The sequence below is a fragment of the Citrobacter enshiensis genome (assembly GCF_029338175.1).
Lineage (GTDB): Bacteria > Pseudomonadota > Gammaproteobacteria > Enterobacterales > Enterobacteriaceae > Citrobacter_D > Citrobacter_D enshiensis.
The window spans coordinates 2987547-3007072 of the sequence record NZ_CP119862.1; the positions used below are offsets into that span (position 1 = coordinate 2987547).

17 protein-coding genes are annotated in these 19526 nt (G+C 49.5%); 9 read left to right on the top strand and 8 right to left on the bottom strand.

The window, feature by feature from the left end; all coding sequences use genetic code 11:
• The first annotated feature begins 1 nt into the window (after window position 1).
• The 6 genes from P2W74_RS14530 (at window position 2) to lptG (ending at window position 5839) form a co-directional block, all read left to right on the top strand.
• Entirely contained in the window at window positions 2-763 is a 762-nt protein-coding gene (locus tag P2W74_RS14530; protein ID WP_276295197.1) for a nucleoside/nucleotide kinase family protein, read from the top strand.
• Window positions 764-913: 150 nt separating this feature from the next.
• Window positions 914-2251 (top strand): lipopolysaccharide biosynthesis protein, encoded by a 1338-nt coding sequence (locus tag P2W74_RS14535; protein WP_276292159.1) that lies wholly within the window; start codon window positions 914-916, stop codon window positions 2249-2251.
• On the top strand, window positions 2248-3072 hold the full coding sequence (locus P2W74_RS14540) for a hypothetical protein (protein ID WP_276292160.1): 825 nt from the start codon (window positions 2248-2250) through the stop codon (window positions 3070-3072). Before P2W74_RS14535 ends, P2W74_RS14540 begins: the two co-directional genes overlap by 4 nt.
• A gap of 51 nt (window positions 3073-3123) precedes the next feature.
• Window positions 3124-3696, top strand: coding sequence for a YtfJ family protein (locus tag P2W74_RS14545; protein ID WP_276295198.1), 573 nt, complete (start codon window positions 3124-3126; stop codon window positions 3694-3696).
• A complete protein-coding gene (lptF, locus tag P2W74_RS14550; RefSeq protein ID WP_276292161.1) occupies window positions 3693-4763 on the top strand; it encodes an LPS export ABC transporter permease LptF in 1071 nt (356 codons plus the stop codon). The genes P2W74_RS14545 and lptF overlap by 4 nt, the downstream gene beginning before the upstream one ends.
• Complete coding sequence (gene lptG, locus P2W74_RS14555; protein WP_276292162.1) at window positions 4760-5839, top strand: LPS export ABC transporter permease LptG; 1080 nt, start codon at window positions 4760-4762, stop codon at window positions 5837-5839. The genes lptF and lptG overlap by 4 nt, the downstream gene beginning before the upstream one ends.
• Window positions 5840-5905: 66 nt before the next feature.
• On the opposite strand, the gene spt is transcribed toward lptG, so the two are convergent.
• The 4 genes from spt to P2W74_RS14575 are packed head-to-tail and all read right to left on the bottom strand — an operon-like array spanning window position 5906 to window position 10001.
• Window positions 5906-7078 carry a serine palmitoyltransferase gene (spt, locus tag P2W74_RS14560; protein ID WP_276292163.1) on the bottom strand — a complete coding sequence of 391 codons (1173 nt, stop codon included), beginning with the start codon at window positions 7076-7078 and terminating at the stop codon, window positions 5906-5908.
• Window positions 7065-7325: an acyl carrier protein gene (locus tag P2W74_RS14565; RefSeq protein ID WP_276292164.1), complete on the bottom strand. Its 261-nt coding sequence runs from the start codon at window positions 7323-7325 to the stop codon at window positions 7065-7067. The genes spt and P2W74_RS14565 overlap by 14 nt, the downstream gene beginning before the upstream one ends.
• Before the next feature lie 31 nt (window positions 7326-7356).
• A complete protein-coding gene (locus P2W74_RS14570; RefSeq protein WP_276292165.1) occupies window positions 7357-8271 on the bottom strand; it encodes an NAD-dependent epimerase/dehydratase family protein in 915 nt (304 codons plus the stop codon).
• Window positions 8268-10001 (bottom strand): fatty acyl-AMP ligase, encoded by a 1734-nt coding sequence (locus P2W74_RS14575; RefSeq protein WP_276292166.1) that lies wholly within the window; start codon window positions 9999-10001, stop codon window positions 8268-8270. The genes P2W74_RS14570 and P2W74_RS14575 overlap by 4 nt, the downstream gene beginning before the upstream one ends.
• Window positions 10002-10384: 383 nt before the next feature.
• On the opposite strand from P2W74_RS14575, the gene P2W74_RS14580 reads away from it, so the two are divergent.
• From P2W74_RS14580 to dgcJ, 3 genes are all read left to right on the top strand, one after another.
• Window positions 10385-11509, top strand: coding sequence for an N-acetyltransferase (locus P2W74_RS14580; RefSeq protein ID WP_276292167.1), 1125 nt, complete (start codon window positions 10385-10387; stop codon window positions 11507-11509).
• A gap of 279 nt (window positions 11510-11788) precedes the next feature.
• The gene (locus P2W74_RS14585; RefSeq protein WP_276292168.1) at window positions 11789-12886 is read left to right on the top strand and encodes a 4Fe-4S binding protein; all 1098 of its coding nucleotides are present in this window, start codon (window positions 11789-11791) and stop codon (window positions 12884-12886) included.
• Between the two features lie 198 nt (window positions 12887-13084).
• Window positions 13085-14551 (top strand): diguanylate cyclase DgcJ, encoded by a 1467-nt coding sequence (dgcJ, locus tag P2W74_RS14590; RefSeq protein ID WP_276295199.1) that lies wholly within the window; start codon window positions 13085-13087, stop codon window positions 14549-14551.
• A 96-nt stretch (window positions 14552-14647) separates the two neighbouring features.
• On the opposite strand, the gene P2W74_RS14595 is transcribed toward dgcJ, so the two are convergent.
• The 4 genes from P2W74_RS14595 to P2W74_RS14610 form a co-directional block, all read right to left on the bottom strand.
• Window positions 14648-15823 carry an ROK family transcriptional regulator gene (locus P2W74_RS14595; protein WP_276292169.1) on the bottom strand — a complete coding sequence of 392 codons (1176 nt, stop codon included), beginning with the start codon at window positions 15821-15823 and terminating at the stop codon, window positions 14648-14650.
• Between the two features lie 231 nt (window positions 15824-16054).
• Window positions 16055-17083: an N-acetylglucosamine-6-phosphate deacetylase gene (locus P2W74_RS14600; RefSeq protein WP_276292170.1), complete on the bottom strand. Its 1029-nt coding sequence runs from the start codon at window positions 17081-17083 to the stop codon at window positions 16055-16057.
• Window positions 17084-17093: 10 nt separating this feature from the next.
• Window positions 17094-17834 carry a glucosamine-6-phosphate deaminase gene (locus P2W74_RS14605; RefSeq protein WP_276292171.1) on the bottom strand — a complete coding sequence of 247 codons (741 nt, stop codon included), beginning with the start codon at window positions 17832-17834 and terminating at the stop codon, window positions 17094-17096.
• A 44-nt stretch (window positions 17835-17878) separates the two neighbouring features.
• Window positions 17879-19216, bottom strand: a complete 1338-nt coding sequence (locus P2W74_RS14610) for an MFS transporter (protein ID WP_276292172.1) — start codon at window positions 19214-19216, stop codon at window positions 17879-17881.
• Between the last annotated feature and the right edge of the window lie 310 nt (window positions 19217-19526).

A 19526-nucleotide genomic window follows, 5' to 3' on the forward strand; every position in this document is an offset into this window, starting at 1 on the left:
ACTGAACGACATGGATACGAATACGTTAAGCTCGCTCAATTCACCGCAGCCTGAATACATACCTGGGCTTATCGCAGTGGTCGGCTGCGACGGCACCGGTAAATCCACGCTGACAACCGATCTGGTAAAAAACCTGCAAACAAAGTGGGTGACCGAACGCCGATATTTAGGGCTCGTCTCCGGAGAGGATGGCGACAAAATCAAACGTCTGCCGCTGATTGGCACATGGCTTGAGCGACGCCTGGCGGCGAAATCGTCAAAAACGCAGAGCATGAGTACCCGCGCGCCCGCGCTCTGGGCGGCGCTAATAATGTACGGCTTCTCATTACGCAGGATGGCCAATCTACGCAAGGTACGGCGACTGGCGCAAAGCGGCGTACTGGTGATCAGCGATCGCTACCCCCAGGCCGAAATTTCAGGCTTTCACTATGACGGGCCGGGCATTGGCATAGAGCGCGCGAAGGGATGGGTGAAAACGCGCATGGCGAAACGCGAGTCGCGGCTGTATCAGGAGATGGCGCTGTACCGCCCCGAACTCATCATTCGCCTTGATATTGATATTGATACTGCATTTTCCCGTAAGCCCGACCATGACTACGACGAGCTGCGCGACAAAATCGACATCATGGTGAAGATTACCTACAACGGCTCCAGAATTCTCGATCTCGACGCCAGAGCGCCCTATCGCGAGGTACTGGAGAAAGCGCTGCAAGCCGCATCCATCGCTGCAACGGACTCTCAGCGCAAGAGCGCTATGACATGACTATTCCATTGACCCCGTCCGGAACCGGGTTGCTCCCATTGCTAAATGATCTTTGAACTCAGGCGCGGCAATCGTCGCAGATCTGAAATGTGCGCTGGGCGGGTTTGCCCCTGCTAAGTGATTATCCACCTGGTCTGGCGGTTTTTTTCCATGAAAAAGTGGTTTGCCGATGGCGCTTTTCGCACCATCATTCGTAACAGCGCCTATTTAGGCTCCAGCAATGTCGTGAGCGCCCTGCTGGGTTTACTGGCACTTTCCTGTGCAGGTAAAGGCATGACGCCGGCAATGTTTGGTGTGCTGGTCATTATTCAGTCCTATACCAAAGGCATCAGCGATTTTGCCAAATTTCAGACGTGGCAACTGGTCGTTCAGTACGGCACGCCCGCGCTGGAAAGCAATAATCCGCAGCAGTTCCGCGATGTAATCTCATTTTCCTTTGGCCTGGATATCGCCAGCGGCGCCGTGGCGATACTCGTCGGGATGCTGCTGCTGCCATTTCTTTCGCAGTCATTAGGCCTCGATGCAGACAGTTTCTGGCTCGCAATGCTGTACTGCACGCTGATCCCATCCATGGCCTCATCGACGCCAACGGGGATCCTGCGGGCGGTGAACCGCTTTGATTTGATTGCCATCCAGCAGGCAACTAAACCCTTTCTGCGCGCCCTTGGCAGCGTTATCGCCTATTTTGGCGACTATGGGTTTGCTGGTTTCGTGATCACCTGGTATGCCTCAAACCTGGTCGGCGGCACCATGTACTGGTGGTTCGCCGCGCGGGAACTTCGCCGCAGGAACATACACAATGCGCTACGGCCACGTCTGTTTGAATCGGCGCGCCGCATTAAAGGCGCATGGAGTTTTGTCTGGGCGACCAACTTTGCCCACACGATATGGTCTGCGCGCAACTCGTGCAGCACCGTGTTAGTGGGGATTGTTCTGGGCCCCGCCGCTGCCGGGCTGTTTAAAATTGCAATGACCTTTTTTGATGCGACAGGAACCCCCGCTAAACTCCTCGAAAAGAGCTTTTATCCTGAAGTCATGCGTTTAGATCCGCGCAGCAAAAAGCCGTGGCAACTGGGGATAAAATCAGCGTTGTTAGCCGGAGGTATCGGTATCGCCGTAGCGCTTGTGATTGTGATTGTCGGTAAACCGCTAATTTCGCTCGTGTTTGGCGTCAAATATCTTCAGGCATATGACCTCATACAGGTCATGCTCGGCGCGATTATCGTATCGATGCTGGGCTTTCCTCAGGAATCGTTGCTGCTCATGGCTGGCAAACAGCGTGCTTTCCTGACCGCACAGACGATTGCCTCCATCGCCTATATTGTCCTGCTGGTGGGACTGTCGCATCGCTTTGGCGTGATTGGCGCCGCTTTTGCCTACTTCGGCGGACAGAGCCTGGATGTGCTGCTTTCCCTGATACCAACGTTATATGCCTATAACCGTCGCCATTTACTGAAGTTTACGACGGCCAAAGAGAACCATTCATGACACGCGAAACATTCTCACCTGACATTCTGCAGCGCCTGTTTGTGGCCGTAGAAGAAGATGACATCGTAGATCAACATGCCACGCTGCCTGAAATTATTCATCCGCATTGCACTGAGGAAAATATTCAACGCTGTTATGCCTTATGCCTGCAGTTTTGGGAGGAGGGTGTTGCCCGAAAGGACTTACTGCATTTAGTACTGAAACAACTGAAAGGCACCGGGTTATCTGAGAAAGAACGGATGCAATACAAATATATTCGCGCACGTTATAAGCATTTACGTTTTGCCCTGCGACTCTACCGAAAAAGCCACTACTCAGGCCTCTTATTCAGTAAAACGACCGTTTTTCTCGGGCATTTTCAGGATGGGTTTCGTAATGGGAATAACGATATTATCGCCACTTATGGAAAGCGGTTACGTATTTACCTGAGCCTTCCCGTCTGGGCGCTGGTCCATTATTCCCTGCGTCATAGTCAGTTAGAAACGGCAAGTGGATTTCTCGCCTACTGCCAGGCACAACTGCGCACGCTGCAAACGCTTATTGCCAAACCGAAACTGACGGGAAGCGAATTCCATGACATGCGAAAAATCATTAGCCAGCAGGTATCTTATTACGACACCTTACGCTCTCTCGATCCGGACAATCAGGATGCCCGGTCAATTTCCCGCTTTCTGGCCGCGATTAATGGTCTGATGGGTGACCGGCATGATGAAATGGTGGCAGATGATATGGAAATGAGAACCCCCTACGAAGAGCCTTGTGCACTGGACAGTAATATACGCGAGCGTATAGAGCATTTTCTCGCACATTATCCTCTATAGGTTTATCTCCTTATGATTCCCCATACTGACCAGCGAAATAAAGGATATATGATGCTGCTACGTCCATTACTGGTTGCTTCATTCCTGCTCTCTCCGGTGCAGGCGTCCGCGCATAACTTTGTCGTCGGTAAATCGGTACAACCCGTCAGTATTGCAGATCGCGGGGAACTGCTTCTGGATAATCAGGATGAATTTAGCTACCGGAGCTGGAATAGCAGCGAACTGGCGGGAAAGGTGCGCATTGTTCAGTACATTGCCGGGCGAACTTCCGCAAAAAAGAAAAACTCGCTGCTGATTAAAGCGGTCAAGAAAGCGAATTTTCCTCAGGACCGCTTTCAGCCCACCACCATCGTCAATACCGATGATGTGATCTTTGGTTCCGGTTTTTTCGTGCTGGGTAAAATAGAAAAAAACAAACGGCACTACCCGTGGGCACAATTTATTATCGACAGTGACGGCTTAGGACGAAAGACCTGGCAACTTAATGAAATGAGTTCAACCATTCTGGTGCTGGATAAAGATGGGCACATTTTATGGGCGAAGGATGGCAATCTGACACCGAAAGAGGTGCAACAGGTCATCTCGATGGTGCGAAAAGTGATTGGTGAATCGAGCCCTCTATGAATTTAATTGAGCGCTACATCATGACCGGCATTCGTCGACTGGTGGTGACCATCATTGGTTTTCTGATCTTTATTTTCGCCAGCTATTCCGCTCAGCGCTATCTTACTGAAGCGGCCAACGGCACGTTAGCGCTTGCAGTCGTATTGGATGTTGTCTTCTATAAGGTACTGATAGCGCTTGAGATGCTGCTACCTGTCGGCCTTTATGTCTCCGTCGGCGTAACCCTCGGCCAGATGTATACTGATTCGGAGATAACAGCAATATCCGCCTCTGGCGCCAGTCCGCTTCGCCTTTATAGCGCCGTGATGTTTCTCGCCGTTCCGTTGAGTATTCTGGTTACGCTTCTTTCCATGTACGGCAGACCCTGGGCCTACGCGCAAATTTATCAGTTAGAGCAGCAATCGCAATCTGAGCTGGATATCCGTCATTTGCAGGCCAAAAAGTTTGCTATTAATAACAACGGCAGGATGATCCTCGCTCAGCAGATTTTTCCCGCCTCTCATCATCTCAACGATGCGCTGATTTACACCTCTTCAGGCAACAAAACCAACGTATTCAAGGCCCGCGTCGTTGATGTTGTCGACGCATCGCCTACGACGCCTGCGGTCATGCTGCACTCAGGCACCGCCTATGTACTGGCGCATCAGGGCAGTGATGATAACGAACAGATTTACCGTAACCTCCGACTGAATCTCAAACCGTTCGACCAGAATCCTGATGTCAAACGCAAAGCCAAATCCATAACAACGCTTTCTCACTCCCGGGATCCCGCTGATATCGCCGAACGGCAGTGGAGGGAAAGTCGCGGTGTTTGTGCGTTTTTAATGGCGTTGCTGGCGATCTCGTTAAGCCGCGTCAAGCCGCGCCAGGGACGATTTTCAACGCTTCTCCCGCTCACCCTGTTATTTATCGTCATTTTTTATGGCGGTAACATTTGTCGCACGCTGGTTGCCAACGGTGCGCTTCCCGTCATTCCGGGAGTGTGGTTGATCCCCCTACTCATGCTTGCCGGCGTGTTTATTCTGGTGATTCGCGACTTTGCTCTCCTGGAGAAAATACGCCGATGAAGATATTCAGCCGCTATTTACTACGCCATATCTTTATTGGATTTGCTGCCGCAGCAGGATTATTGCTTCCGCTCTTTACCACCTTCAATCTGATCAATGAACTTGATGACGTGAGTCCCGGTGGATACCGCTGGACGCAAGCTGTGATTGTCGTGTTAATGACATTGCCCAGAACCCTCATCGATCTTGGCCCCTTCATCGCGCTGCTTGGCGGTATCATTGGGTTGGGTCAACTGTCGAAAAGCATGGAGTTAACCGCAATCCGTACAACGGGATTCTCCATTTTTAGAATAGCCATGGTAGCGCTGTGCGCTGGACTGATGTTGACCTTCGCTCTCAGCGCAACCGACGAGTGGATTGCTTCGCCGCTACAACAGCAGGCGGTGCAAATAAAAAACCGTGCCGATGCGCTTGATGGCAGTAACGATGTGGCGGGAAACATTCTGTGGGCACGACGAGACAATGAGTTTGTCACAATAAAGTCTCTGGATGAACAGAATCAGCCTGCAGGCATTGAGTTGTTTTACTACCGGCCCGACCGTTCGTTAGAAACCTATATTTATGCACAGACAGCCACGATTTCAGATAGCAGGACGTGGGTGCTACACGGTGTTAATCAGAAAAAATGGCTAAATGGGAAAGAGACGATAGAAACAACAGCGAACTTGCCGTGGCAATCCCTTTTTGCGGACATGAGTCTGTTGGAACTCACCATGCCCAGTAATAGCTTTTCGATTACGCAACTCGGTCATTATATTGCCTGGCTGAAAAAGACGGACCAACCCAGCATCGAATTTAAGCTGGCGTTGTGGCAAAAGCTGGGATATCCCCTTTTAACCCTGGCGATGATTCTGTTGGCCATCCCCTTCGCCTTTAGCGCCCCCCGTTCCCCCGGACTGGGCAGTCGCTTAGCCGTCGGCGTGGTCGTTGGGTTACTGACCTATGTCAGTTATCAAATCATCATCAACCTGGGGTTGCTGTTTTCCCTTAATGCTCAGTTGACGACGCTGGCGCCGCCGGTATTTCTTTTGGTGGTGGCGTTAATTCTGGTTTATCGATTTGATCGGCAGCACTAACAGGCAAGACGTTCAGAAGTCACAGCGGTTATCCCCATGCAGAATAACCGCTGCGGGTATAGAGCATCACTTTTTCAACTGCGCAAACGCATGAATAATTGCGTCAATCTGCTCACAGGTATGTGCAGCGTTGACGCTGCAGCGCAACAACGTGATCCCGGCAGGCGCGGCTGGCGGCAAAATGAGGTTCACATAGACACCTGACGCAATCAGTTCTCGCCAGATACGCAACCCCTCTTCTTTAGCGCCAATAATAACCGGAACCACTGGGCTGATGTGTGAGCTCAGTTCGTAGCCCAGTTTTTCCAGCCCTTCATACAGTCGTGCTGCGTTGTCCCACAGTTTTTGGCGCAACTCCGGTTGTGTGGCAATCGTTTTTAACGCGGAGCGTACAGAAGCAATACTCGACGGAGAAGGCGATGCGGTAAAAATATAAGGGCGGCTGGCATAGCGCAATACATCCATGGCATTAGCGCCAACGGCAAAACCGCCAATGGAAGCCAGACTCTTACTGAATGTTCCCACGATGATATCGACATCCTGCTCGACACCTGCCGCCTCAGCCAGTCCCCGTCCCGTCGGGCCCATCACGCCGAAGGAGTGCGCTTCATCGACGATCAAAAACCCACCCAGCCGTTTTTTGATATCAACAATTTCGACCAGAGGCGCAATGTCGCCCAGCATACTGTAAATGCCTTCGACAATGATGATTGCGTCTTTGGCGCGCTCGCCAAGGCGCACCATACGACGCTCCAAATCTTTCGCATCGTTATGGCGGAAACGAATAATTTCTGCACCGCCTAAAGCACAGGCATCATAAATACTGGCGTGGCTGTCCGCATCCAGTAATACCACGGCATTATGATCGGCAAGCGTACTGATGACCCCCAAATTGGCGGTATAGCCCGTAGAGAAGACTATCGCGGACGGACGGCCAAAAAACTCAGCAATCTCCTGCTCTAATGCCAGATGCGGTCCATAACTGCCGTTGGCCATCCGGGAACCGGTCGTTCCCGTCCCCTGTTTTGCTAATGCGGTCTGAGCATCGGCAATCGCCTGCGCATTAAAGGTCAGTCCGAGGTAGTTATTCGTCCCCGCCAGAATAATCTTTTGATCACCAATACGCCCTTCCGTTGCGGAATAGACTTCGTCAATACAGGTGCCAAATGGATTAATCCCTGCTGTGCGAAATTGCTCCCGCTCACTGGCAATGCGCGAAAATTTATCATAATGGCCCATTGATACTCTCCAGATAGGGGATTAGTGCTTCAATGAGTTGCGCAGGCGTTCTGACATCCAGCAATATATTAATGGGGATGGAAATATCGAATTTATCTTCCAGCAGCATTAACAAATCCATTACTTTGATAGATTCCAGACCGAGATCATTAACAAGCTCGCTGTCAGGATGAATATCCACTCCGCTTTCGACCATACCCTGTAAACAGTAAAGGGTGTACTCCATTACTTCTTCACGATTTAACATAGAAATGTAACATACCTGTAATTAAAAATAATCAAAATAGCCTATGACGCAATGCATATTCCAGGCTAACCCGGGGAAACCAATTCATATTTTCGAACAGACATTTATTATTCGCGGACCAGTCAGGATGTGTTAATTCACAGATTTTACTGCGAGTTAACATCGGTTCTTTTCCGACAAACTGACTGATTAACGTACTCATATCGGCAATGAATTTGAGTAAAGGTAATGGAATACCGATAATCCGCACAGGGCCATTCCGCACCGCAGCAGCAATTTCCTGAATGCGTTGCCAGCTATACCCTCCGGCATGACCATCACACAACTCGTAAGGATAAACCGTCGTCCGATCAGCAATGAGCCATTGGCTCACGGCCATCGCTAAATCACTTACGTGTAAAAAAGAGAGCTGAGTTTCCGATGTGCCAAAGCGCGGAAGGAACCCGCGCAGCATCATGCTAAATAACGGTTTTAACTCTGTATCGCCGGTCCCATAAACGGCGGTAGGACGAAAAATTCCCAGCTCAATGTCCGACGCCATCGCAGTTAGCTCCTGCTCAGCAACGAATTTAGAGTTCGCATACCAGGAGAGTTCAGGATGACGTGCGGCGAGGGAAGAGATAAACAGAAAACGTCGACAATGGCCGCTCTCTTTTGCGGCCTGCATCAGTCGCAGGCTGCCTTCGACATTGCACTGGGTAAAAATCGCCTCTTTGCGCCCACGAACTTGCCCGGCACAGTGGACAACGAAATCCGCGCCAGCCACCAATTTCGCCAGTGCTCCATACTCTTCCAGCGAACCGCGGATCCAGACAAGATTATCGCGTGAGTCGTGACGAGCGGTTCGGGTTAACGCACGAACCGTAAAGCCGCGGGACAACAGGTCATCAACGATATGCTTACCGATAAAACCGGTTCCTCCTGTCACCGCCACTGTTTTACTCATTGCGCGTAACCCGTCACTGGAAGCGGTGGATTTAGCGTCTCCGCGAAGAGGGTCAGATAGCGTTTTTTCGCTTCAGCACGTGCCGGTTTCCCGGAGGATGTTCGCGGAATACTGTGCGGCGGCAAGAGCTCGATACTAACAGAAACGCCAAACTCGCTTTGTATTCGGGCAATCAGGGTGTGAACGATCTGCGCACGGCGTTCTTCAGAACTGACCCGACACTGGATCTGCAAAATAATCCGCTCCTGAGACGTCACAAACGCGATCGCATCGCCAGAGTGAATTTCCGGTTCCTGTTCCGCGATATACTCGATATCCTGGGGCCAGATATTACGGCCTCGAATGATAATCAGATCTTTTATTCGCCCCGTCACATACAGGTAGCCATCCAGCAGATAGCCGAGATCCCCGGTATCCATCCATCCTGTTGACTGAATTTCTTTTTGCGAAGTCATATCCTCGAAATAACCGCTCATCAGACTCGGACCGGATATACAGATATGACCGACTTCCCGTTCAGGAAGCGGTATCCCGACTTCGCTACGAATTTCGATGCGGTGGCCGGGCAGCGCTTTTCCACAATTCACAAAGGTGGAAATTGCCCGGGTATTTTGGTTTGGCGCAGCGGCTTTTCCCTGATACTCCAGAATATCGCGGTCAACATCATTCACCTGTGAACCTGATGCTTCATCGGAAAAACTGACTGCCAGCGCGTTTTCAGCTAAACCATAGCACGGCATAAAGGCCCGGCTGTCAAAACCCGCGCTCCTGAAACATTCGCCAAACTGATTGAGCTGCTTAGCAGAGATAGGTTCTGCCCCCACTCCAGCGACACGCCAGCAGGAGAGATCCAGCCCGACGAGCTCTTTTTCATTGATACGGCGTAAGCATAAATCGTATCCAAAAGGCGGGGCCACGGAGACGGTGCAGCGGTTCTGACTTATTAATTTCAACCACTGCAGCGGACGCATGGCAAAATCCTGGGTGCGGAGATAATCCACGGAGAGTTGCGTCGCCACAGGCGTAAGCAGAAAACCCACCAGCCCCATATCATGATAAAAAGGCAACCAGGAAACGCAGCGGTCACTTTCACGTAATTTTATCCCATCATGGCTAATGACGTGCAGATTAGACATCACTTCACGATGGGTGATAATGACGCCTCGGGGAAAACGTGTGCTGCCAGAGGTGTACTGGAGATAGGCAATATCGTCTGGTAACGGCAGCGGGAGTTCTATATCCCTTTCCGGTAACGCATTAAAACTCGCGTTGGTGAGAATATGGGTTGTCGTACCATGAACATTGACAACATTAATAAGCGATAGCCATTCATCACTGCTAATAATTGCCGCAGGCTTACAACTGGCTAACAGGCCCTGCAATTTCGCGGAATAAGAATCACGCTGCCCGACACCCATAGGAATCGCGAGGGGTACGGCAACCAGACCCGCATACTGACAGGCAAAAAAAGCTTCGACAAACCCCACGCTGGTTTCAGCAATAAGCGCGACACGGTCCCCTTTATTGAGATTCAACGATAACAATCGTCGCGCCCCTGCTATTGCCCGCAATCTTAGCGTGCGATACTCCAGCACGGCTTCAAGTTGAGTGCGGCGGTCATAAAAATTCATTCCTGCATTTCCCAGTGCAGCATAGTCCAAAGCTTCCACCAGGGTTGAAAAGTCAGCATAACGCATAGGAAGAGAATGAGTTGAGATTCTATTGGACATATACACCATGAGAACGTTTGAATTAAAAAACACTGGATATACGAAACGAATAACCGTCAAAGGATAATATAAATTAAATAGTCATAAAGCAGTACATCTTTTTTTGCAAAAAAATTATCACCTACAAGAATACTTTTCCGCATAGCAATATTATCGACAATAACATCATCAATATAAATATTTTATGCCGCATATTTATCACTCGCATGAATTTCTCACAATTAAATAACACTTCACTTTTTCATCGTGGCAGTAAAAGCATTAAGTGGTAAAAGATGGAAAAAATTATTCAGTAGCCTGATTTGTCATCTCAGATATTTACGTTATTGCATTACTGCAAACACTATTATTTTTAATTTCTGCACTTTTATTTAAGGCTGTTTATGATCCACATAGAAAAAGTCATGAATAAACATGACCTCAATGCCTTCATCTCTTTCCCCTCTTCGCTCTATCGTGCTGACCCTTGTTGGATCCCGCCCTTATTTCTTGAACGCGCCGAGCATCTGTCAGAGAAAAACCCGGGTTCTGAGCATATCAAATGGCAAGCATGGGTCGCTAAAAAAGAGGGTGTCGTGGTCGGCAGAATTACCGCCCAGGTGGATAGTTTGCATCGCCAATTGTACGGTGAAGATACAGGCCATTTTGGCATGATCGACGCCATTGACGACCCTGAAGTGTTCAGTGCTTTGTTTACCACCGCCGAAGCATGGCTGAAGTCCTCGGGGGCGCGAAAAATCAGCGGTCCTTTTAGCCTGAATATTAACCAGGAAAGCGGTTTACTGATCGAGGGGTTCGACACTCCGCCCTGTGCGTTAATGCCGCATGGTAAGCCGTATTATGGTCTCAATATCGAGCGACAAGGATACACAAAAGGGATAGATCTCCTGGCCTACTGGATGCGCCGTACGGACCTCTCTTTCTCTCCGTCGCTGACCCGACTTATGGATCAGGTACGCAAAAAGGTAACCATCCGCTGTATCGACCGCAAGCGGTTTACTGAAGAGATGCAGATTCTACGGGAGATTTTTAACTCCGGATGGCAACACAACTGGGGATTTGTCCCCTTCACGGAACACGAATTCGCCACCATGGGCGAGCAGCTTAAGTTTCTCGTTCCGGACGATATGATTTACATCGCTGAAATAGATTCAACACCGTGCGCGTTTATCGTTGGCATGCCCAATATCAATGAGGCCATCGCCGATCTCAATGGTCGTTTGTTTCCGTTTGGCTGGGCAAAACTACTCTGGCGTCTGAAAGTGAGCGGCATACGTACTGCGCGGGTGCCTCTAATGGGCGTTCGTCAGGAATATCAGTTCAGCCGCATTGGCCCGGTCATTGCACTGCTGTTAATCGAAGCGTTACGCGACCCCTTTGCGAAGCATCAAATCGATGCGCTGGAGATGTCCTGGATTCTGGAGTCGAATACCGGGATGCGTACGATCCTTGAACGGATTGGCGGGGTTCCTTATAAGCACTATCGCTTATACGAAAAACAACTCTGACATCGACATTTTACGACTGGACCTGCGGGATACAACCTGGCGGATTTTTCGCGAAAGCGTACAGCAGTTGTAAACAGGGGGCATTACATTGTCCCCTGACTGTTTTTCCCAAAATAAATGACAACCTCACAATAAATAACACTTTATAGGTACAACCTGGCGCAACACGTTATTTCTCTGTGCCACGCGTCATTATCAGGATATAAATCAATTTTCGCCGTTGGGTTCCGCCGTAGCATAGTAGCATTATGGATGCACGTTCTGGGAAAGTGAGCGGTCATGGGCGAAACGAAGAGAACACGCTGGCAACGCCGTCAGGGAACAACAGGCGGGAAATTACCCTGGAATGACTGGCGAAACGCCTTAACCTGGCGCAAAGCCACGCAATATCTGCTGCTGGCCATCAATATTTATATTGGCGTCAGTTTCTATTTCTGGGTCCGTTTTTATGAAACGGGCGGCACCAGTGTCTTTATTCCCAGACCCGGCGGTATTGAAGGATGGTTGCCCATCGCAGGGTTGATGAACGCCAGATACACCGTGGAAACCGGTTTGCTTCCCCCTATTCACGCCGCCTCCATGCTGTTTCTGGTGGCATTCGTACTGATAAGCCTGCTGCTTAAAAAAGCCTTCTGCTCCTGGCTGTGCCCTGTAGGTACGCTATCGGAACTGCTTGGCAGTCTGGGGATGAAATGCGTTGGGCGTCAATTTACGCTCCCTCGCTGGCTGGATATTCCGTTACGCGGACTGAAATATGTGCTGTTAAGTTTTTTTCTGTATATCGCGCTTTCAATACCAGCCCAGGGAATTCAGCTCTTTCTCATGTCGCCTTACGGGATAATTATCGACGTTAAAATGCTCAATTTTTTCCGTCACATCGGTACGTCAACGCTCGCCTGTGTGATTATTTTCGCTATCGCCAGTCTGTTTATTCGTAATGTCTGGTGTCGATATTTGTGTCCCTATGGCGCCTTACTTGGCCTTTTTTCTCTGTTGTCCCCGTTTAAAATCCGCCGTAATGCAAACAGCTGTATTGATTGTGGAAAATGCGCCCAAAATTGCCCATCCCAAATACCGGTAGACCGATTAATCCAGGTGAGAACGCTTGAATGTAGTGCCTGTATGACGTGCGTTGAATCCTGCCCAGTCGCGTCGACCCTGGTTTTTTCAGTACGTACACCACCCGGAACACAAAGCATTCCACATCAGCAAACGCGGTGGCAGAGCGGCCTCTCGGGGGCCACCATGGCCGCACTGGTACTGGGGATTGTATTTGCCGCGGTCGGCATCGCCATGCTGGCAGGTGTATGGGAGAGTCCCGTACCCGAACATCTCTATTTCCGGCTCATTCCGCAAGCAAACATGATTGGGCATTAATTGAACAAGCTCATTATACGCCAGGAAAAAACATAACCCCTGCTCAGGGGTTATACTCACTGGCGGGAATTTTAGGGTTATCGATGCTATACTTGAGAGCACTTGCGGGTGGTTTAAAAAAGGGAAGTTACCAGCTTGTCTCCGAATAAATATATCAGCGCCGTTATCATCATCATTGCCTGTACGACATCGATTTTTTTGGCACTCTTCGCTCATGAATACCGTAGCCTTCAACGCTACATGGGATACATTGCTGAAAACGGAAAGTCTGCGTTATTCCATGAGGAGTTCATAAACCAGGATATTGCATTTCGACTATCGCGAGCATTTTCATCCACAGCCTCTCCGTCAGCAAAGAAAACGGATGAGATGACTGACGTATGCAAACACGTCGAATCAGTGAACACGATTTTCGGTTTAAATCTGGTGGGTAAAACGCTGCCCGCGTTAGAGGGGACGCTACAAACTCACAATCCCTCATGCGCACAATGGGGCCAGGACGTCTCCGCGCTGCCCATCATTCAACATGCAAACACGATGATTTCGTCACAGTACAGTTTTTCGAACTACAACGGATATGTGTTCAAAAACATGCGATATTACATTGATATGGCACACAATTATATTTACATCAATCAGTTAGTCGATACCCGGCATTACAAATTCAGTAACTGGCTGGTTGCCGATGATGACAGCATCAATATTGTTCGTAGCGCCCACACCATTAATATTGACGCCGCGGCATTAAATGACTTGATGCAGGGTGAAAACATCGTTTCACATATTTATCATGATGGCTTTACAGAGAAAAATATCATCAGCATGCTGACCCCTGTATTCCGTCACAATATCGTGAAAGGAATATTGATTACCGATATCAACATTAATGATCTGGCAACATCGTTCCATACCCTCGATCGCCCTTTGCTGTGGCAATTTTTATCGCTTTACGTCACAGACAATACCACCCGAGACAATATCATTTTCCATAGCCCGTATATTAAAACGGTAGATGCTATTAATTATGAAGAGCCTATAACACAGTACTACACTCTGCATATTAAACTTGATGCGATTTATCTTATCATCAGCAATATGTGGTTAGTCATTCTTTATGTATTCAGTACCTGGCTACTCTGCCGTTATGCTAAACAACAGTTTATACGTCATATGTCACTGTCTCACGACAATGTCACCGATGCGATGACCGGTCTCTACAATCGAAAAATAATGAACGCCAGTCTCGATCTAAAAATCCGTACCTTGCTCCAGAAAAAAATCGCCGTCACGGTAATTTCGATCGACAGCGATGGGTTGAAAAAAATCAACGACACGCTGGGGCATCATATGGGCGACAAAGCCATCCAATCTCTGGGCATGGCGATAGCACAATCAATCCGTAAAAGTGACTACGGTATACGACTGGGCGGAGATGAATTCAGCCTGATTTTGATCGATTATACGCTGGCGAAGTCCTGGGATGTCATTGCCCGAATCCAGGAAAACCTGACCACACTGGATGAAGAAAAACTCGTGGCCTTCTCCTACGGTTGCTATCAACTGCATCCTAATGACACGCTGGAAACCGCGCTGTTAAAAGCAGACGATTTGCTGTATCAACATAAACGGAATAAATACGGTATTCAGGAGCCGGGTAAGATCTGAGTGCGTCAACGTATCGCCAATATGAGGATATCAAAGTCACCCGCGTTGGCGTGAACCCTGTAGAACACATACAGGGCTACGCCAACCAGGGAAATGCTACAGTAACAGTTTTGCCAGACCTTGCTCCAGTACGGGTATCGCCGCACCGTACACGCCAAGATCACGGTTCACCTGACTGACCGATAACACCGGGATGGTCTGACCAAAGAAGTTGTTTTGCTGTTCAAAACCGTCACAGAATGCATGCCATATGCCCGCATTTTTTACGAACGGACCGGAAACAACCAGTTTTTTAGGGAAAAAGACACGACAGACATTAGACGCAGCGGTGGTCATCTGCTCTACCGCTTGCCGCACCGCCGGATTGTCAGACAACGCTCTGGATTCCAGCATAGTCGCAATATGCTCTTCATCATCCCCTGCCTGAAAATCATCGTCCAGAACCGCGCGGCCGATGGACCATAATGCAGCGACGGTTTCCAGACAGCCTTTTTGTCCACAGTGACAGAGGCCATTCTGTCCTGGAATATGCCAGTGTCCAATTTCACCGAAGGCATAACCACCTTCAACAATGTTGTCCCCGGACTGGCCAAACGCAAAACCGACGCCGTATCCCCAGTGCAAAAGCAATGTGCTTTCATTTTGCTGGAGGAGGTGGATCAGTAATTCATTATCCAGTGTACGAGACAGTGTGACTGAGTGTTCTTTATCCGGAAAAATATGTCTGATGTCCAGGTTATGCATCCTGGGCCAGCGCGAGGTGTGGATCCAGCGGTAAGTCGTCCGATCAAATACACCGCCAAGCGAAAAGACCGTCCCGGCTAATTCAGCACCTGCCGGTAACTTCATCACGATACTGTTATAGAGATTAAGAAAAATCGCTTCCAGGGCCGCATTGTCGCTGTCGGGTGAAGCCTCAACATGCTCATGCGCGATAATCTGCGCAGCCAGGTTGACCATAAAGGTATGCACCGACTGACTGATCACCTGAAAAACGATGGTCACCACTCTGTTGGCGTTAACACCCAGCGTCAGCGACGGTCGCCCTCGCCCAACATGTTCACTGGGCTCTTCCGTTAACAGGCGAGCCTCCAGAAGTTCAGCCACATAATCAGAGATCGTGGTGGAACGAATTGACAGTCGTTTGGTGGCTTCGCTTCGGGTTTTCACCTCTCCCTTCAGTACCGCAAGGAAAACACGTTCTTTATCATTGAGTAAGGCGCGAGTGATCGGCAAATGGGTCAAAAAGTCTATTGTGGGTTTGTTATTCATGCTCTTTTAAAAACATTTCAGGTTCAGACCAGGACATTAGCAGTAATCCCTCATCGTGGTAATCACGAGGGGCGTTATGCCAGCAGAGCTACCCGACAAAGTATCCAGAAAGGTAGCGCATCAATCAACTCTGATTTGCTTTTTACAGGAGAAGGAACAAACGGTTACAACGTTGGGGAAACATTTTAAATGCAGAGAGCTAGCATTGCAGGGGCATTGCTGCCCCTGTTTTTAGTTGTAGCGCCTGCTGATGCCAGACGCGATATGACATTCAATGACGGCATTGTTGTCATCCCAGACCACCCTGGATTCAGGGCGAATTTGCGAATGATGAACCATTGCCTTTTGCATAACCCTGCCCGGGTGGGCGCTTGCCATCTCCACGGCTTCGTCAAAGCTGGCGATATTCCAGTGCACCAGATTACGCACTGCCTGATCCAGGGTTAGACTGGATCCCGCCAGATTACTGGCACCCGGCTGGCGTACCGTACCATCGTCAGCAAGTTCCACCTTCACTCCGGCAAAAGAATACATCCCAGAGTTCTTGCAGGCCGCAGCACTCATCGCATCCGTCACCAGAATCGAGCGGGCCAACGTTTTCGCGCGCAGAAGGTTTTTGAGCGCGAACGGGGGAATATGTAACCCATCAGCAATAAAGCAGGCATCCAGCGCATCGCAACTCAGTTGCGCCTGTAATGTGTTATCCAGCTTAGGTAACGTCTGAGGAATGCCATTACCAAGATGTGTACACAGACTGAGCCCCGCCTCAACTGCTTCCTGAAGTTGGGCGTAACCGACGCTGGAATGCCCAACCGCAACACGTTTTCCCCTTTCCGTTAACGCCCGCACAAACGCGCCGCTGGCATCAAATTCGGGGGCGCAGGTGACCAACAGAATCGGTCGTGAGAGTCCCTTTTCGATGTCATCAATCAGCCGAATGTCCGGAGCAAGCATATCTTGTGGAGGATGACACCCGGCATATCCCTCTGCCGGATTCAGGAAAGGTCCTTCCAGATGATATCCCGGGACCATCAACGCCCCGAGCTTACTCCCGGTCACGGCTTTATCCAGCGCCTGAAAGCGCCTGATAAGCACAGGTCCGGAAGCCGTAATCAGCGTTGGCAGACAGCAGGTCACGCCGGTTTTCAGCATGGCTTCCAGCGCGAAGTCCAGCATTTCGGCTTCAATACTTTCATCATTGAAATCTACACCGGCAAACCCATTCACCTGTATATCAAACAAACCTGGAGTGACTTTCATCTTTCATCCCTTACGGTCTGGTCATAAGCGAGGCGGATTCATTATCCAAAAATACCTCGCAGGCAGCATGACGTTGAACAATAGAGGCCGGAACAGTATTCACCACAGGGCCTTGCAGAGCATCTTTTACAGCCTGCGCTTTACGTGCATCCGGAATGCTCAGGATCAGCGCCCTGGAGAGCATAATCTGATGGATGCTCATGGAGATAGCGTGTGACGGCACCTCCTCTAAGCAACTGAACCATTTTTCGCCCAACTGCTGGCGGCGACAGGCTTCGTCCAGTTCAACCTTCAGATAAGGCACCGTTGTTGTAAAATCTGCCGGTGGATCGTTAAAGGCCAGATGACCGTTTTCACCGATCCCTGCAAAGCAAACGTCAATATCCTGCGCGCTAATCAATCGGTTCAGACGAGCAAGCTCCAGGTCAATATTCTCAGCAGAGCCATCAACTCCCACAAACTGGTGCAATCCAGAAAGCTTTTCGACAACACGTTCACGTAGATAACGCCGGAAACTGGCCGGATGATCTTCGCCTAACCCAATATATTCATCCAGATGAAAAATCGTCACTCGCGACCAGTCAATATCCGCCTTGATGAGATTTTCCAGCATTTGAAACTGACTGGCTCCGGTCGCCAGAATAATGGCAATATGCGCTTTCTGAGCCAGCGCATTTTGTATCGCAAGAATACCGGCTTCCGCTGCTTTCACACCCAAAATGTCTTTATTGTCTGAAATAATGATATTCATGTTTACCTCATTGATTAATTTTTAATACTGTCTCTGGACCCACATTAATGATGTTCTTTCAATCCCTTCGCCATTTGCACTGCGACTAAGGTCAACAGGCTACAAAAGATCAGGTAATAGATCAGAAGGGTCGGCTCTCCATCACCAAAGGTGATGAGTGCAGCGGCAATAACGGGTGTGGAACCCGCAAAAATGACGCTGTTAAGTTCACGCGATAACGCGATGCCAGAATAGCGGTACTGCGTCGGGAAGAGATTCGCAAGAAATGCCCCCTGAGCTCCCGACGTTGCGCCGTGTCCAATACCGTAAGCGATACACATCCCGATGGTGGCCAGCACAATATCGCCGCTATTAAGAAACCAGAACAGCGGGAAAGCGAAGGCACCAAGGAAAATAGCGCCAAACGAGAAGACAACCGTCGTGCCATATTTATCGGCCATTTTTCCCATGACCGGCGTCATGAGGGTATTTACCGTCACGGCAATCATCAGTGCTATTAGCCCTTCAGATTTCGCCATCCCTAAGGTATTCGTCAGATAACTGATACTGAAAACGCTCAGCAAGTACCCATTTGCCTGGTGGCCCGCCAGACTGAAGAAACCGCAAATAAGGCTTTTAGGGCTGTTCATGATCAACGCTTTAATCGGGACGGCCTCGGTTTTCTTATTACTCTCGGCCTTCTCCATCGATTTTACGTATTCAGGCGTTTCATCCAGATGTTTACGGATATAAATAGCCACAATAAACAACACAATGGAGAACAGGAACGGAACACGCCATCCCCAGCTCATAAAGGCTTCATCCGGTAACTGGGTGACCAGGAAAAAGGCCAGCGATGAAAGAAGAATGGCCACGCCCGTGGAGGCATTGATCAGTGAAGTGTAAAACCCTCGCTGATTAGCAGGCACATATTCGGCAACAAAGGTTTGCGCCCCCGCCAGTTCCGCGCCTGAACCAAACCCTTGCATCAGGCGGATAACGACCAGGGCAATGGTCGCCCAGATACCGATGTGGTGATATGTCGGCAATAATCCCAATGCCAGTGTTGCAATCCCCATTAATAGTACGGCGAAAATCAGGGCGGGTTTACGCCCGTAACGATCACCAATATGCGCAATAATCACCCCTCCCAGGGGACGTGAAACAAAGCCAACCGCAAAGGTTAAAAAAGCGGCCAGCGTTGCAATGGTAGGAGAGAGATTAGGGAAATAGAGTTTATTGATGACCAGCCCCGCAGCGGCGCCGTATAGCGAATAGTCGTACCATTCAATAACGGTGCCTGAGATGCTGGCAAACATGACTTTGCGAATCGTTTTTTTACTGGCCCCCTGCTCTGCAGGGATATCCAGTATGCTACCTCGGTCTAAATTTGCTTCACTCATTGCTCCCCCTGAACTTCATTAAACAATTGTTTTAAAACAATAAAAAACATTGTCTGATCTGGATAACAAGCGGACATCAACCTCGCGTGCAATGACGGTATCACTACGGCATCTATTTTTGAACACATGCGTTCAAAAATAGAGTTGTAAATGTGACAGCTGTCATGACAAACGGGATTTATGAGTAAAAATGGGTCTGAAAGGACGTCAGGTTCGACGGTGCCGGGAATGATATTCAGGTGACGGTTTCAATGGTGTGTCTGACGCGGGACTAGAATTTGTTGTGGTGACGGTACAAGCGATTCCCCCC

Coding starts and splice junctions, on each gene's coding strand:
- P2W74_RS14535 (WP_276292159.1), top strand. CDS start 914: ATGAAAAAGTGGTTTGCCGATGGCGCTTTTCGCACCATCATTCGTAAC.
- P2W74_RS14540 (WP_276292160.1), top strand. CDS start 2,248: ATGACACGCGAAACATTCTCACCTGACATTCTGCAGCGCCTGTTTGTG.
- P2W74_RS14545 (WP_276295198.1), top strand. CDS start 3,124: ATGCTGCTACGTCCATTACTGGTTGCTTCATTCCTGCTCTCTCCGGTG.
- lptF (WP_276292161.1), top strand. CDS start 3,693: ATGAATTTAATTGAGCGCTACATCATGACCGGCATTCGTCGACTGGTG.
- lptG (WP_276292162.1), top strand. CDS start 4,760: ATGAAGATATTCAGCCGCTATTTACTACGCCATATCTTTATTGGATTT.
- spt (WP_276292163.1), bottom strand. CDS start 7,078: ATGGGCCATTATGATAAATTTTCGCGCATTGCCAGTGAGCGGGAGCAA.
- P2W74_RS14565 (WP_276292164.1), bottom strand. CDS start 7,325: ATGTTAAATCGTGAAGAAGTAATGGAGTACACCCTTTACTGTTTACAG.
- P2W74_RS14570 (WP_276292165.1), bottom strand. CDS start 8,271: ATGAGTAAAACAGTGGCGGTGACAGGAGGAACCGGTTTTATCGGTAAG.
- P2W74_RS14575 (WP_276292166.1), bottom strand. CDS start 10,001: ATGTCCAATAGAATCTCAACTCATTCTCTTCCTATGCGTTATGCTGAC.
- P2W74_RS14580 (WP_276292167.1), top strand. CDS start 10,385: ATGATCCACATAGAAAAAGTCATGAATAAACATGACCTCAATGCCTTC.
- P2W74_RS14585 (WP_276292168.1), top strand. CDS start 11,789: ATGGGCGAAACGAAGAGAACACGCTGGCAACGCCGTCAGGGAACAACA.
- P2W74_RS14595 (WP_276292169.1), bottom strand. CDS start 15,823: ATGAATAACAAACCCACAATAGACTTTTTGACCCATTTGCCGATCACT.
- P2W74_RS14600 (WP_276292170.1), bottom strand. CDS start 17,083: ATGAAAGTCACTCCAGGTTTGTTTGATATACAGGTGAATGGGTTTGCC.
- P2W74_RS14605 (WP_276292171.1), bottom strand. CDS start 17,834: ATGAATATCATTATTTCAGACAATAAAGACATTTTGGGTGTGAAAGCA.
- P2W74_RS14610 (WP_276292172.1), bottom strand. CDS start 19,216: ATGAGTGAAGCAAATTTAGACCGAGGTAGCATACTGGATATCCCTGCA.